Annotated in this window: 11 protein-coding genes; 6 read left to right on the top strand and 5 right to left on the bottom strand. The window is 39.4% G+C overall.

Annotated elements, in window-relative coordinates; all coding sequences use genetic code 11:
- Positions 1-6 precede the first annotated feature (6 nt).
- From gldG to WG954_RS08275, 4 genes are read left to right on the top strand one after another with little or no spacing between them, the layout of a single operon-like run.
- Positions 7-1839, top strand: a complete 1833-nt coding sequence (gene gldG / locus WG954_RS08290) for a gliding motility-associated ABC transporter substrate-binding protein GldG (RefSeq protein WP_340435406.1) — start codon at positions 7-9, stop codon at positions 1837-1839.
- A 27-nt stretch (positions 1840-1866) separates the two neighbouring features.
- Complete coding sequence (locus WG954_RS08285; RefSeq protein WP_340435404.1) at positions 1867-2838, top strand: TerC/Alx family metal homeostasis membrane protein; 972 nt, start codon at positions 1867-1869, stop codon at positions 2836-2838.
- 17 nt (positions 2839-2855) lie between these two features.
- Entirely contained in the window at positions 2856-5315 is a 2460-nt protein-coding gene (locus WG954_RS08280) for a bifunctional UDP-N-acetylmuramoyl-tripeptide:D-alanyl-D-alanine ligase/alanine racemase (RefSeq protein ID WP_340435402.1), read from the top strand.
- A gap of 60 nt (positions 5316-5375) precedes the next feature.
- Positions 5376-6080: a lipoprotein signal peptidase gene (locus WG954_RS08275; protein ID WP_340435400.1), complete on the top strand. Its 705-nt coding sequence runs from the start codon at positions 5376-5378 to the stop codon at positions 6078-6080.
- 320 nt (positions 6081-6400) lie between these two features.
- On the opposite strand, the gene WG954_RS08270 is transcribed toward WG954_RS08275, so the two are convergent.
- A complete protein-coding gene (locus tag WG954_RS08270) occupies positions 6401-6901 on the bottom strand; it encodes a hypothetical protein (protein ID WP_340435398.1) in 501 nt (166 codons plus the stop codon).
- Positions 6902-6934: 33 nt separating this feature from the next.
- Positions 6935-7138, bottom strand: coding sequence for a SymE family type I addiction module toxin (locus WG954_RS08265; protein WP_340435396.1), 204 nt, complete (start codon positions 7136-7138; stop codon positions 6935-6937).
- 147 nt (positions 7139-7285) lie between these two features.
- Here WG954_RS08265 and WG954_RS08260 point away from each other — a divergent pair, with 147 nt between their 5' ends.
- On the top strand, positions 7286-7495 hold the full coding sequence (locus tag WG954_RS08260) for a helix-turn-helix transcriptional regulator (RefSeq protein ID WP_340435394.1): 210 nt from the start codon (positions 7286-7288) through the stop codon (positions 7493-7495).
- A 123-nt stretch (positions 7496-7618) separates the two neighbouring features.
- The gene (locus WG954_RS08255) at positions 7619-7846 is read left to right on the top strand and encodes a helix-turn-helix domain-containing protein (protein ID WP_340435392.1); all 228 of its coding nucleotides are present in this window, start codon (positions 7619-7621) and stop codon (positions 7844-7846) included.
- Between the two features lie 104 nt (positions 7847-7950).
- Here the strand turns inward: WG954_RS08255 and WG954_RS08250 are convergent, their stop codons facing one another.
- From WG954_RS08250 to WG954_RS08240, 3 genes are all read right to left on the bottom strand, one after another.
- Positions 7951-9126, bottom strand: coding sequence for a chromate transporter (locus WG954_RS08250; protein WP_340435390.1), 1176 nt, complete (start codon positions 9124-9126; stop codon positions 7951-7953).
- Positions 9127-9167: 41 nt separating this feature from the next.
- Positions 9168-10025 carry a chromate resistance protein ChrB domain-containing protein gene (locus WG954_RS08245; protein ID WP_340435388.1) on the bottom strand — a complete coding sequence of 286 codons (858 nt, stop codon included), beginning with the start codon at positions 10023-10025 and terminating at the stop codon, positions 9168-9170.
- A gap of 654 nt (positions 10026-10679) precedes the next feature.
- The gene (locus WG954_RS08240; protein WP_340435386.1) at positions 10680-14714 is read right to left on the bottom strand and encodes a hypothetical protein; all 4035 of its coding nucleotides are present in this window, start codon (positions 14712-14714) and stop codon (positions 10680-10682) included.
- Between the last annotated feature and the right edge of the window lie 170 nt (positions 14715-14884).

Here is a 14884-nt window from a genome sequence, read left to right as displayed (position 1 = left end):
GCACCCATGAAGAAAATCTTTTCCACGAAATACGGCTGGTTCTTATTGCTGGCGGCATTAGTGCTCATCAATGTACTATCTACTTCACTTCGTTTACGTTGGGATCTTACAAGTGAAGAGCGTTATTCACTATCTCCACAAACAAAAGCTCTTTTAAAAAATATTGATACAACTATTACAGTTGATGTTTTTCTGAAAGGCGATTTCCGTTCATCGTTCCGAAAACTCCGCAACAGCACAAATGATCTGTTGAGTGAAATGAGAGAATACAGCGGCAGCCGTTTGCAGATCAATTATAAATCGGTTGATGAAATGTTTACCGATGAAGCAAAGGAGTTTATGTTTAGCGAAGTGATCAACGAACTGCGGATGAATGGGGTGAATGTTGACAGTCTTAATCAGACGAAACCAAATTTCCGTGAAGAGGTAGTACAGCAAATGATGAGCGACTCATTAAAGAGCCTCGGCATTTTACCTTATACATTAGAAGTTCAGGAAAAAGAAGATGCCACAACTCAACGTGTCATCTACCCGTCAGCATTAGTTAAGAAAGGTAATAAGGTTGTTTCAGTTGATCTGCTGAGTGGAAAAACAGAATACAGCCGTGATCCACTCACCGGCAGCTTGGTTACTGATGAAGCAAAAAGCATCAGCAATGCAGAAGCATTACTTGAATTTAAGTTTGCAGATGCCATTGAAAAAATTCAACGCAAGCAAAAACCACTCATTGGCTACCTAACCGGAAACGGTCAACCAATGGGACCAGAAACGTTCGATCTTGTACAAACTCTGGATGCAGATTATGCTTTCAACATTGTTGATCCGAATAAGACCAATGTTATTCCAAAAGAATTTTCAGCTTTGATGATCGTAAAACCATCTATTGGGTTTGCTGATTCAACCAAGATGAAAATCGATCAGTACATAATGCAGGGCGGCAAAGTGTTGTGGTTCCTGGATATGCTTCATGCAGAAAAAGACAGTCTTGCAATTGTTGCACAAACCCTTGCTTATGATCGTGGATTGAATCTTGATGATCTGTTGTTTAAATATGGTGTTCGCATCAACCGAGATCTTTTACAAGATCAGCAATGTGATCTCAGCAAACTGGTAGTAGGTAGCGCAGGTGGGCAGCCCCAGTTAACCGATGTGCCGTTCAATTATTATCCTTTGCTCAACGCAACAGGTAATCACCCCATCACAAAAAATCTTGAACCTGTATTAAGCCTGTTTACAAATACACTTGACACAGTTAAAGCAGAAGGCATTACAAAAAACATTCTGCTTACTTCAAGCGAAAATGCAAAGTTTGTAAGTACACCTGCCATTATCAGCTTGCAGGAATTACAAACAATACAAGACATCAAGCTCTATAATAAAAAGAATCTACCCGTTGCAGTTTTACTCGAAGGACAATTCAACAGCTTTTACGGCAACCGTGCATCTGCTGAAATGCGCCAGTTTTTTACAAAAGAATATGGCTCTTTCAAAACAAAAACAGATGAGCCAACACAACAATTGGTGATTGGCGATGGCGATGTGGTGTTGAACAGTTTTACAAAGCAAGAACCTTTTCCAATGGGTTACAGCCGTGTGCAGGAACGCAGCTTTGCCAATAAAACGTTCTTACAAAACACATTAGAATATATGACAGGCAATGCAGGTATTGTTGCATTGCGTAATAAAGATGTACCATTGCGTTTACTGAACCCGCAAAAAGTGAGTGAGCAACGGTTGCAATGGCAGCTCATCAGTATTGCAGTGCCGGTTTTCCTTGTGTTGCTGATTGGTTTTGGTTACATGCAATGGCGCAAACGGACTTACAGTAAAAAAGCTTAATCAATTTTAATTTTTGAATTAATAATAATGACCTCCACACAAGTTACTTATCTCGTATTTGGCATTGTACTGATTCTTGCGATTGTATTCGATCTTGGATTGCTGAGTAAAAAATCGGCACACCTTACAACGAAACAAGCGTTAAAGCAAACTGTTTTCTGGGTAATACTCGGTCTTGGTTTCGGCATCTTTATGTGGTACGAAGATGGAAAACAGGCAGCATTAGAATATGTAAGTGCCTACCTCATGGAGTGGAGTTTGAGTATCGATAATATTTTTGTGTTTGTTCTTATCTTCAGCTTCTTTAAAGTAAGAGAGCCTTTTATACCACGAGTATTGTTGGTTGGTGTATTGATGGCTATTGTGTTCCGTGTTATTTTTATTACGCTTGGCGTCGAGCTGGTAAATCGTTTTCACTGGATACTTTACATCTTCGGCGTATTTCTCGTTTACACCGGTTTCAAAATGTTCACCACTAACCAGGAAGAAGAATATGATCCAAGAGAAAGCAAAGTATATCTCTTCCTTAAAAGGTTTTTGCCCATCACGATGGATGATGGAGATGGCAAGTATGTGGTAAAGCAAGATGGCAAACCTGTTTATACTGCTTTGTTTGTGGTAGTGGTGATGCTTGCAACAACTGATATTGTTTTTGCATTGGATTCTATCCCAGCTGTAATGGGTATTGTTGACCGCAAGAGCGAGCACGCTTCACTGGTAATTTATACGTCAAATGTATTTGCAGTGTTGGGATTACGTTCGCTTTTCTTCCTGTTAAGAGGTGCGGTCAGTAAATTTGATTTCCTGCAACAGGGCATCGCCATTGTACTTGTGTTTATTGGTTTGAAAATGTTGGGAGAAGAATTGATCGGCACAGTAGTTGACAAACCTTCGCAGGTGATCATCTCGTTGGTTGTTATTGTCGCTTGTATTGGCGGTTCTATTCTTTACTCCATGTATCACAAGAAAAAAAATGCACCACCTGATTTGAAAGATTAGATTTCATCTTTGTTCATATGTCGCATTACAACATTGACCGTATTGCAGCAATTCTGCAGGCTTCTTATTTGCAAAAAGCAGATACGACAGGTTATGTTGAGCATTTACTGATCGATAGCAGGCGTATCATTCATCCAACAACTGCTTTCTTCTTTGCATTAAAAACTGCACGAAGAGATGGACATGATTACATCATTGAAACCTACAACAAAGGTGTTCGTCATTTTATTGTTCAGCAACAGGTTGATATAAAAGCATTACCCGGTGCGAATGTATTGCTGGTTCCGGATACATTAAAAGCATTACAGCAATTAGCAGCTTATCATCGTCAACAGTTTTCTATACCCGTCATTGGAATAACAGGAAGCAACGGCAAAACAATTGTAAAAGAATGGCTTTATCAATTGTTGAGTGATCGTTACAATATCATTCGCAGTCCTAAGAGTTATAACTCACAGGTCGGTGTTCCTTTAAGTATATGGCAATTGCAACCCCAACATACACTAGCAATTTTTGAAGCAGGGATTTCACAACAAGGTGAAATGGATACATTGGAGCAGGTCATTCAACCAACTATTGGCATACTTACCAATATCGGTGAAGCACATGCAGATGGTTTTGCAGATGCACAGGAGAAGCTTGTTGAAAAACAAAAACTATTCGCACGCACAAAAGCCGTTATCTGTTCACCTGAAAAATTAAAACCACTTACGTTTCAGCAAGATCATGTTTTCAGCTGGGGAGAGGGAAAAAGCAATAGCGTTGTGCTCAACAGTATCACAAAACAACTAGCTGAAACAACCATTCATTTTACCAATGAATCATTAAACGATAGCATCAGCATTCCTTTTACTGATGATGCATCGGTTGAAAACGCAATCACTTGTTTAACTGTTTGTCTTTACCTGCATGTTCCTTTTGCAGACATAAAAGAAAAATTCCATCAACTTCGTGCAGTTAGCTTAAGGCTTGAATTGAAAAGTGGTTTGCACAATACAACCATCATTAACGACAGTTATAGTGCCGATTTGAGTTCGCTTACCATTGCATTAAATATGTTGCAGCAACAAGGGCAACATACAAAACGAAGCATTATTCTTTCCGATTTTCAATTAACAGAAGAACAGGAAGGTGAAACTTATCCATCAATTGCAGCATTGCTGCAACACCACAATATTAACCGACTGATCACTGTTGGTGAAAAAACAAAACAATTGCTTGCCACACTTGTCGCAAGAGATATTGAAGTGCAAAGTTTTTCATCAACTGCAGAACTTGCTGAACAGTTACCTGCACTTGGTTTTCAAAATGAAACGATCCTAATTAAAGGAGCACGTGTGTTTGAGCTGGATCGTATTGCCCAATTGCTGGAACAGAAAACACATCAAACAGTTTTAGAGATCAACTTAAGTGCTATCGTAAGAAATATCAGGGCTCATCAGCAATTGCTAAAGCCAACTACAAAGATCATGGCGATGGTGAAAGCATTTTCGTATGGCAGTGGTAGCTATGAAATTGCGAATCTCTTACAGTTCATGAAAGCAGATTACCTTGCTGTTGCATTTACTGATGAAGGTGTGGCCTTACGTAAAGCAGGCATTACATTGCCCATCATGGTCATGAATCCTGAACCGGTTACGTTTGATGCATTGATCGATCATAATCTTGAACCTGAATTATTTTCTTTTTCTATTCTTCATGCATTTGAGTCATTTCTTGAAAAAGAAGGGATCAGCAGTTACCCGGTGCATTTAAAAATTGATACAGGTATGCATCGGTTAGGTTTTATGCAGCCCGAATTACCTGCACTTGCTGATGTGTTGAAGAAAAACAGTTTTACCATTCAATCGGTCTTCAGTCATCTTGCAGCAAGTGAAGACCCTGCTGAAGATGAATTTACATTAGAACAGGCAAACCGTTTTGAAGAGGCTTGTGCATTTTTGCAATCAGTACTCGATTATACATTCATACGGCATTTAGATAATTCACACGGCACTATTCGTCATCCGCAACTGCAATACGATATGGTGAGGTTGGGCATTGGCATGTACGGCGTTAGTTCTGCAAAAGGCAAACTGCAATTAGAAGAAGCATTGCAATTGAAAACAACTATCGCACAGATTAAACAGCTGCAACCCGGCGATACTGTTGGATATAACCGGAGAGGTGTTATTACACAGCCTTCCACAATTGCGACTGTCCGTATTGGTTATGCTGATGGATATCCACGCAACCTCAGCAACGGCAAAGGCTACATGCTGGTAAACGGCAAGCCTGCACCCGTGATTGGCACTATTTGCATGGATATGACCATGCTGGATATTACCGGTATTGCTGATGTGCGTGAAGGAGATGAAGTGATTGTATTTGGACCAACTCTTTCTGTTGTAGAGGTTGCAAAACAAAGCCAAACCATTGCATATGAGCTGATGACGGGTATTAGTCAACGGGTGAAAAGGGTGTATTTTGAAGAATAAGTTAATGGCTCAACTGCTTACCCTCAACTCCCTATCTTTGTCCACTAAATTTTAGAATTCGTGAAACTTCGTTACGTAATATTTATTATTCTCATTATTCTGTTTGCTGACCAGGGTTTAAAGATCTGGATCAAAACAACCATGGAGTACCAGGATGAAAAGTTTATTCTTGGTCGTTGGTTCCGTTTGTATTTTATTGAAAATGCGGGCATGGCTTATGGTTGGAAACTGGGCAATAGTGAATGGGCGAAAATGGCACTTACTCTTTTCCGTTTAGGTGCTGTAATTTTTGGCACCTGGTATCTCGTGAAAATCGTAAAAGAAAAATACCACAGAGGTTTTATTATTTGTGCTGCGTTAATCTATGCTGGTGCGCTTGGCAACCTAATCGACAGTTTGTTCTACGGAATTATTTTCGATAAAGGCATGATCTATAACGCTGCAACTGATAGTTATTTTGGTTATGATGGATTAGCAAAAGCAACAGGCAAAGGATATTCATCTTTTCTTCATGGTCATGTAGTAGATATGTTATACTTCCCCATCATTGAAAATAAGATGATGCCAAGCTGGGTTCCGATCTGGGGTGGCAAACCGTTTACATTCTTCCAGGCCATTTTTAACATTGCTGATGCTTCAATCTCTACTGGTGTTATTACGATTCTGGTTTTTCAGAAACGTTTTTTCAAGCATCACAAACCCGAAGAAACAAATACAACAGTTGAAACAAATACCGAAGTAAGTGATGATGCACAAGTGATGTGATCGCTTAAACCCATTACTAAATAAGTATTTGAAACACATAAAAAAGAAAGCCTCGCAAATTGCGAGGCTTTTCTATTATTGTTTCTGAATGATCTTTTGAACAGAACCCGCTGGCGATACCCACCCGTAAAAGACAGGATCCTTTTGAAAGCGACTTCGGGACATCGAATGTATTGGGTTATTCAGGTTTTTAGTGGCTCGAAGCTCTATAACCGCACTGTCGGATTTATACGCCTCATACGCTCTATATAGGCTCTATATAGGGAGTAAGGTGGGAGTATCGTGCCTTAAGCAGCGAAGGATGAGCGAAGGATGATGGCTTATGCGTGGGGCATGTTATGCAGTTCATTAGGGCTGTCTTCCCGAGGAACGAGGGAATTGCTGGGTGCATGGTTTTCGAGTGTGCCGGGGAAGGCGGTGATGATCTTGCCGCCGGGACATGTGATGATGGTTATTTTGTTTTCGGGGTGGCCGTTTTTATTGAAGCCGATGTTGCTGTTGCTGCAGAGGGTGCGTTGCTGATTGAGGCTGCCACTAACGGGTGTGGTTGGACTATCAGCAGCATCCCTGATGAGCTGGAGGATGCAGTGTATTGGTATGTGAAACTTACCTGTTGCCGGATGACGGTTGATTTTATAATAATGCCGCTCAATGATGTGGGCCAATGCTGCGGGTGTGAGATAATAGGTTTTACGGAGGTATTTTTTCTGATTGGTGACGGGAAGACTGGTGAACAGTTCTTTGTTCATTTCATCGATCCATGTTTGTGTATCGGCAAGGAGGAAAACGAGTTTGATCCATTGTTCTTCGTTAAAGTTCATTGCATAGTATTTAGAGTTGATGCATTTTTATATTTACAGCTGTGTGATGATGATCTTATTTTTTTGATAATGAATGGTTACAAACTCACCAGCAGTAAAACCTGCATGCGTTAACCATTTGCCGCAAAGCCGTATTTCAGGAAACACAACTGACGTATAATAAGCCCGTGAAAAATGCCTTGCCTGTATTTTTAATTTCTTTTTACCTAGTATGCGTATTTTTTTTACATGCTTCATAACAGCAACTTATTTGCACAATAATACAATTATATATCACTATTTGCAAATAAATACGCATTAAAATACAATTATCTTAGATCTAAAGGCAATTTTCAATTTATTAGATTTACCATCATTAACATTACAAGCCTATAAATCAACCCCGTGGCAAAACTTAACCTGAACAGAATTAAATCGGCGCTTGCTGAAAAGAATAAAAGCAGCAAGGACTTAGCAGCTCACTTGGACAAAACTGAATCGACGGTTTCACGTTGGTGCACCAATGAGGTGCAGCCTTCCATTGAAACACTTTATGCTATTTCCAAATTTTTGAAAGTTGATATCAGAGAACTGTTAGTTTCTACCATGAAATAAGCGATGAATGAGCATGCCTACCCTCTGCCGCCTGCTTTATAAAACAAAAGCATTGATAGAGTATTAAGTTAATGACATATTCGTCATTGTACAAAAAATTGTTTACATCCACCTTAGCTATAAATGGGGCAGATCAGAGATACTAAACTTTTACAGCGAATTGCTTTAGTTGCAAAACAACAAAGAGAAGAGAAAGGTCTTACCCAGAAGGACGTTTATAACGATACCAATATTCATATTGGAAGGATAGAAACTGCAAAGGCTAATTTATCTGTTAGCAGTTTATCTGCCTTGTGCAAGTATTACAAAGTGAAAGTTTCTGAGTTTCATAAAATGGTTGAAGCACTTTAACTTAAATAGCACAAAAGCAAGGACTAGTTAATATACACCGTTTGCACAGGCGAGTATAATGGAACCGGAAGTAAGTACGGAACCTTTTAAAAATGATTTTCTGTTCATATAACCAATTTGATAATAATACCAAGCAAAGCCGCAATTAATATAATGAACGGCTCCTGCAATTTCTTAATGTAAATTAAAGTAAATACTGTTGCTGCAGCAATAGCAAATGTTATGTAATTAACAATGCTCCTTGTGGCAATTACAATAACCGCTCCGGCCAATGCACCAATAACGGCTGCTGTTATTCCATCAACAAAGGCTTTAATACTTTTATTTCCTGCTATCTTTTTGAAATAAGGAGCTGGCAGAATTGTTAACAAGTAGCACGGTAAAAAAGTTGCCAATACAGCAACAACCGCACCCGGAAAACCTGCAACTAAATAACCAATAAACCCAACTGTTATCACCACCGGGCCTGGAGTGATCATTGCAACAGCTACAGCATCGATGAACTGTTGTTCGGTAAGCCAGTTGTTTTCCGTTACAACCCCTGCATGTAAAAAAGGAACGATAGCAAGACCACTGCCAAAAACAAATGCACCTGCTTTTGTGAAAAAGACGGCGATCTTTCCCAATGTATTTAATTCATAATTCCAGAAACCAATTTGCAATAAAAAAAAACTGTTTGCTGTTTTATTGTTGATCCATTTTGGCGGAGCCTTGATAAACATATACAGTAGTCCTGCTCCCACAAATAACAATACTTCTTCATTGTGTGTGATAATTGTTACAACGGCTGCCATGATAAAAAACAACCACAGCAACCAGTTACTTTTAAACGACTGTGCATTAAATTTTCCAATAGACTTTGTTGTTAGCTTGTATGAACTCATAACTATAATGCCAATAACAGCCGCACCTACTCCATAAAAAACAGCCTGCATCCATGGTAAGCCGCCATATAATTTATAAGCAATGCCCAGCAAAACAACCATGATAAAAGAAGGCAATACAAATGCAAGCCCCGCCAACGTTGCTCCTAAAACACGATAATGAACAAAGCCAAGATAAATGCCAAGTTGTGCTGCTAATGGTCCGGGGGCTAATTGTGCCAATGCCAAACCTTGTTTGTACTCCTCTTCTGATACCCATTTGTTATTCTCTACCAAATCTCTGTGCATATAACCAACCAATGCAACAGGTCCACCAAAACCAATGCTGCCAAGTTTGAGAAAGTAAAAAACTAATTGTCTTAATGTGTAAAGGGGCCGATTGTTGATTGTTTGCATACGCTGCAAACTACCTTTCTTCTCTTTTGTAAACTTGAAGTTTATTTACCTTTTGTATATATTTTACTTTTCAGGAATTCTTTTTTAAATATAGAGGGACTTTTCCCATAATGCTGTTTGAATATCCTTGTAAAATGGCTTTGATCAGAAAAGCCTGTGAGATAAGCAATTTCCGTAAGGTTATACCTGGTTGTTTCCATCAACTCAACTGCTTTTTCAATTCGCAACTTTCTTATGTATTCACCAAAGGAAAGATTGTCGAAGTGTCGTGAAAACTCACGGGATAAATATGACGGATGAATATCCAGACTTTTAGAAACATCGGTTAAACTTAAGTTAGTATCGATCTGGTCCTGTATAATTTCTTTTAATTCTTTTACCCATTCAGGTGTTTTCTTTTTTGCTGCTTTCTGTTTGATGAATTTGTTGAATACATCGATAAATAAATGGTCAACGGGGTTTTGCGTATGTTTTTCTTTTTGCAAATGTTTTGCCCAGCTGTATAATGCATCATAGATCATCATACCCTTTTCAAGTAATTGATGATCGTCTTTTATGTTGTAAGCCAGGCCAGCAGAAATAGCCCATAACCCGGCTGCCTGGCTTGCAAGATCGTGCCGGTCGGTGTCAGCACCTCTCACAATTGCAGACATCGTGTGTAAAGCAGGATCTTCCAGTTTATACTTTTCAAGAATGTAATCGAATGTGCATTTATCATTATAATGAGAGAACTCAACATCCGGCACATCAAACGGTATAGCTTTTTGCTTCTTTGCCTCTTCTTTTACTTTATCGGCAGGCACGTAAATAAAGATCGCCTTTTCATCAACGAAATTTTTAATTAACCACGGGCAAGCTAATCTGTCAATCTTTGGTCTTTCTCTTGTTATCCATTTCATTTTTATGTGCTTCGTTATTTTTAAATAAACGTTGAAATTTAAACAATCTTGCTACAACCTAATGATATCAGCCCCTGCATGCAGATATTTGCCATATGCTGCAATGTTAAATTAATTCGTAGAAATATTTCCGTTGGCCCCGGGGTCTGGTGCAGCAGATCTTGGAAGAATATAAAATCTCAAAGCCAGTGTGTGAGCCGTCCGCCGCACCAAACGGAAGTAAAGAAGAAATGCTTATTTTAAGCAAATGAAAACAGTATGCTGAAACGAGATGGTGTGATTTATTTTTTGTTACAGTTGAGTGGTTTTCTGTTGACAGCTATTCAAAAGATAACTCTTCCAATAGGGATTCCGTAACGGTTATGTTACCGGACTATCGCACCTGTGGAAGTTGAATTTGAAAGACGGATGGAGGATGAAATTATTTGATGAAGCTGTTAGAGGCACTTCTATTGTGCAACTGCCATCGCAAACAAATAAACATAGGGCTGCAGTAAGAATGAAGCTTTAAAAGAGCATGGTTTCTTGTGCCTTATAGGACTAGTAAATCCCGGGGTGCGGCTGTGTGAGATCCCAAGCAGACAGAAGTAAAGAGAGGCACTTCTAACTAAATCATATTAAAGAAGAAAGCCTCGCAATTGCGAGGCTTTTCTATTATTGTTTCTGTATGATTCTGTGAATTGAACCTGATGGAGATACTACCCGCAAGAGATATGATCCTCTTGCAAGCGTTTGCGGCACATTGAATGAAACTCCGTTTGCACCTTTGTTCACTGTTATTTTCTTACTTACAAGTGGGTGACCTAACGCATCTGTCAACTGTACTTCAACTTCTTCATTACGGAAGGCTGTCAATTGGAAACTTACCGTACTTATAAATGGATTTACAAGATTCGTGATCTCGAATTTTTGTTGTGGGTTTACTGTAACAGAAAGTGTATTGCTGTATTTGTTGCTCTCTGTTGCAAAGCTTACCATTTTCAAACGATAGTAGACTTTCCCTGATACAGCAACAGGATCATTAAATATGTAAGATGTTTCACTACGATTGATTCCTTTTGCATTGACAAAACCAATGAAGCTGAAGTGTACACCATCATTGCTGCGTTCAACTTCATATCCCTTCAAACTTTCATCTTTTGTTTTCCATGTAAGTACACTCTTATTGCCATTTAATTCAACGTTGAACTTAAGCAACTCAGCCGGCAATACGGCACATCCAGAACTTGCAAGGTTAATAACGATTGTTTCATCGGTATTAAACACAGCACATGAGTTAGACAAGCCACTTGCAGTAGTAGCTACTCTTATTCTGTAACGATGACCGGCCGTAGAAGTTGTTGCAAGTAAAGATGGATAAGTAACCGTATCTCTGTAACCATTTCCAACATTTGTATAACTGAATGTTTGGGCACCTGTTACATCTGGAGCTGGCCCCCATGTATTACCGCCGTCCGTACTTCTTTCCCACTCATAGTATTGATACATGTTGTAATAGGATTCAACAAATACACGCATATCAACCTGTCCGTTTTCACAGAAAGTCTGACTTGCATTGGGTGTCATTTGTAATGATGGGGAGCATGTTTTAAATGAAATATCATCAATAGCCCAATCGTTACCACCAGCACCCGGCGCATTGTTACGTAGTGTTAAAGTAAAGTTGGTAGTGGTAGCATCTGTTTTATAAACAAAGGCACGTTTCACCCAATTATTTAGCGTATCAGAGCCTGTTTGAGTACCACCCAAACCCTGGTATTGAATATCTCCTGTTGAATAATAATCGAGGTTATTTACTTTAACGGCAATATTTGGTTTTACTCCAGATGAATCGCCTGTTCCGGTTGGAACGTAGATACCATCTCCTCCACCATAGAAGGAACCTGTACCGTCAAAATCAGCTCCGCATTTATAACAAACATTTTTAAACCAAGCAGAAACTTCGTAATAAGTATTCGGGCATGCATTGGCAACGTTAAATTGAAATGCTGTATTTGTTCGGTACGATGAATTCACCACCATCATATAACCACACGGGTTTGTTGGACTAACAGGCAACGAACTGTTACAAGGAGGGTTGCCTTTATTCTCGTCTGTTGCTCCCGTATGGTCTCCACTGATATCCCAAACGTTAAATACACGTGCTGCGTTTGGTTTAGCCAAGGTATTTGTTACAGAAGTTCCTGCAGCAGCAGTATTATTAGTTATACCATAAAAGTTATCTCCCGGTGAATTTGTACTAAAATTCACAAATGTATAACTGGTATTTGCTGATGCATTTCTGTTTGTTTGGTTTGTACCGGTTGCTGTTCCAAATGTTCCGTTGAACTCATCTCCAATTACATTTGTTGCAGATATTGCATTCGGGCAAACAGTTGGGCTTGCATAAACAATTAAACTATCTCTTGGAAAAACTACTTCGCTAAATAATCCTGTAGTTTGATTTCTATATCTGAATGAACCGCCTCCAAAATTGATACGTGTTCCTTCAACACCAGTTACCTGTACTCGGTAAGTTGCCATTACAAGATGCCTGCCACTGCCTCTTGGTAAAGTGGTTGTTGCAACAGCAGTTCCGCCTCTTGCAGAAGTAGGACTGACGCCCATAAAGATTCTGATATTAGCATCGGCACCTGCACCTGTTCCTGTTGCATGACCTGCATCATCGCCTGTTGCGTCAGTATAAGCCGATGAGCCTAGGGGATAGATTTTACCTTCATTTGTTCGCAGTGCCACAGTGCCTGATTGATAGATAAGACCGGCACCTGCTTTTAAAGTATCTTGAAATGATAAACTATCAATTGCTCCGGAACTTAAATATAAAGTTGAACGGATTTCTAACACATCACCTACATCAATACTTCCTCCACCATTATTTTTTGTAACGTTAATATAGCTTTTAGAAGTTTCTAAGGTTATTGTTGCAGGAGCCGGATCCTGTACACAAACAGAAAAAGTCCATGTACTTGCAGGGGTAGCAATTTGGTTGTAAAAAATACGAATGTAATAGGTTTGACCAATAGTTAACCCAGCACCTCCATTTAAACCTGTTGTGGTGATGGTATTATTGGTGCCTGTATTATTATAAAGGTTACAGACTAATGATGTATAGGCATTTGTACAAAGCGAACTTGCAGATAATAATTGAAACACCGCTCTGTTGCCCCCACCGCCTACAGGAATTCCCCCATTGTTAAAAATGATGCTTGGATAGGCTGTTTGTGCCACAAAACTATACCATACATCTGCCGCATTCTGATTAGCGCCACATGTATTGGTTATTTGCACAGTTGATGAAGAAGTAGCATTAAACAATGTGCCGGAAATTGGATTACAAGTCGTGCTACTGCTTATAGATGTTGGCGATGAACAATTATCATTTAGTGGTGCAGTTGTACTTACTACACAAATACTAAAACCCGTGCCTGTACCTGAAGTTGCCGAAGGGTCAGCATTATTATTTGAAATACGGACGTAATAATTTGTACCAATAACAAGTCCTGCTTGCGTTAATGAATTTCCGCTTGCACAGGATACAGAAACCAATGCACCACACGTACTACTATACAATTGAATACGTGGTGCAGTTATGCTACTGCCAAGATTACTAAGAGAAATCGTATGGGTGAGTGCAGTTGCTGTAAAACTATACCAAACATCATAGTTTGTACCTGTTGCACAACCAACTGTGGGCGTGCTTACGGTTGCCATATCAAGGCTGCCGGTTGTATTTGTGCAAGTGGCTGTACTTGCAGCGTTAAGACTTACTGCTCCGGAACAATCATCATTGGTTGGAGGATTTTGCACACAAATATTAAAATTCCAGTCAGTGGATGGTATTAACGTAGGATTTGTATTCACAAAAACCCTAATGTAGTAGAATGTGCCAGCTGTAAGACCGTTAACTTTTAAACGATTTGTAGATGCTGCACAAGCAAGCGATGTATATGTACCACAGGTTCCGCTTAATACCTGAATAAAAGTGCTTGCGGCAGAAAGATCTCCTCCAAGACTACTAAGGGCAACTGCATGTGTACTTGATGTTGCCTGGAAACGATACCATACATCATAAAGAGTGCCTGATCCGCAAACCGCAGGAACACCGGCACTGGCTGTTGCATAAAAAAGATTACCTGCAGTATTAGTGCAGTTTACTCCTGAAGTTAATAAGGTAGCGTTTGCACACTCATCATTTGCTGGTGGCGCTACAGGGTGAGTTATACAAAGATCTGCTTTATAATTTCCACTTGCACCAAAAGCACCATACTGTGATATTCTTACATAATAAACTGCCCCAATAGTTAAACCAGTTTGTGTTAAAGATGTATGAGGTGATGATGAACAAGCTACAGACGTTAATGCACCGCAGGTGCCGCTATAAAGTTGAATTCTTGGAGCTGTAATTCTTGTACCTATATTACTTAATGTAATTGTTTGAGATGTGGCAGCAGCAGTAAATGTATACCAGAAATCGTTGTACGTTCCAGCTGCGGCGCAACCTAAAGGAATGCCTGTACTTTCAGTAGCACTGCTTAGATTAATATTTGTGTTATTACAGCCTGTTGAAGAGGTAAGTGTAACTGCGGTTGAACATTCATTTTGCGCAAATGTTTGAACAAAAGGAACGCAAAGAAGTGAACAGAATAAAATAATCAGTCTAATAGTCTTTGGGTACTTTGACGGTTTCATGGTGATTTGGATCTTAGGATAATGGTAAACCATTACAAAAATGGTTGATTTATATTACCCCACCTATAGCAAAACCTCCTAATAATACCGTAAAAACACGTAGATGCCTATCCAGACAAATGCTTTGTCCTGATAAAACACCATACACAAGATTTGTTTAGTAAACCTTT

Origin of the sequence: Lacibacter sp. H375 (genome assembly GCF_037892425.1) — a bacterium.
Classification (GTDB): Bacteria; Bacteroidota; Bacteroidia; order Chitinophagales; family Chitinophagaceae; genus Lacibacter.
This window is presented reverse-complemented; position numbering and strand designations above follow the sequence as displayed.

Bases quoted from the DNA above. Each gene is read 5' to 3' on its own strand.
- gldG (WP_340435406.1), top strand. From the start codon at position 7: ATGAAGAAAATCTTTTCCACGAAATACGGCTGGTTCTTATTGCTGGCG.
- WG954_RS08285 (WP_340435404.1), top strand. From the start codon at position 1,867: ATGACCTCCACACAAGTTACTTATCTCGTATTTGGCATTGTACTGATT.
- WG954_RS08280 (WP_340435402.1), top strand. From the start codon at position 2,856: ATGTCGCATTACAACATTGACCGTATTGCAGCAATTCTGCAGGCTTCT.
- WG954_RS08270 (WP_340435398.1), bottom strand. From the start codon at position 6,901: ATGAACTTTAACGAAGAACAATGGATCAAACTCGTTTTCCTCCTTGCC.
- WG954_RS08265 (WP_340435396.1), bottom strand. From the start codon at position 7,138: ATGAAGCATGTAAAAAAAATACGCATACTAGGTAAAAAGAAATTAAAA.
- WG954_RS08255 (WP_340435392.1), top strand. From the start codon at position 7,619: ATGGGGCAGATCAGAGATACTAAACTTTTACAGCGAATTGCTTTAGTT.
- WG954_RS08250 (WP_340435390.1), bottom strand. From the start codon at position 9,126: ATGCAAACAATCAACAATCGGCCCCTTTACACATTAAGACAATTAGTT.
- WG954_RS08245 (WP_340435388.1), bottom strand. From the start codon at position 10,025: ATGAAATGGATAACAAGAGAAAGACCAAAGATTGACAGATTAGCTTGC.
- WG954_RS08240 (WP_340435386.1), bottom strand. From the start codon at position 14,714: ATGAAACCGTCAAAGTACCCAAAGACTATTAGACTGATTATTTTATTC.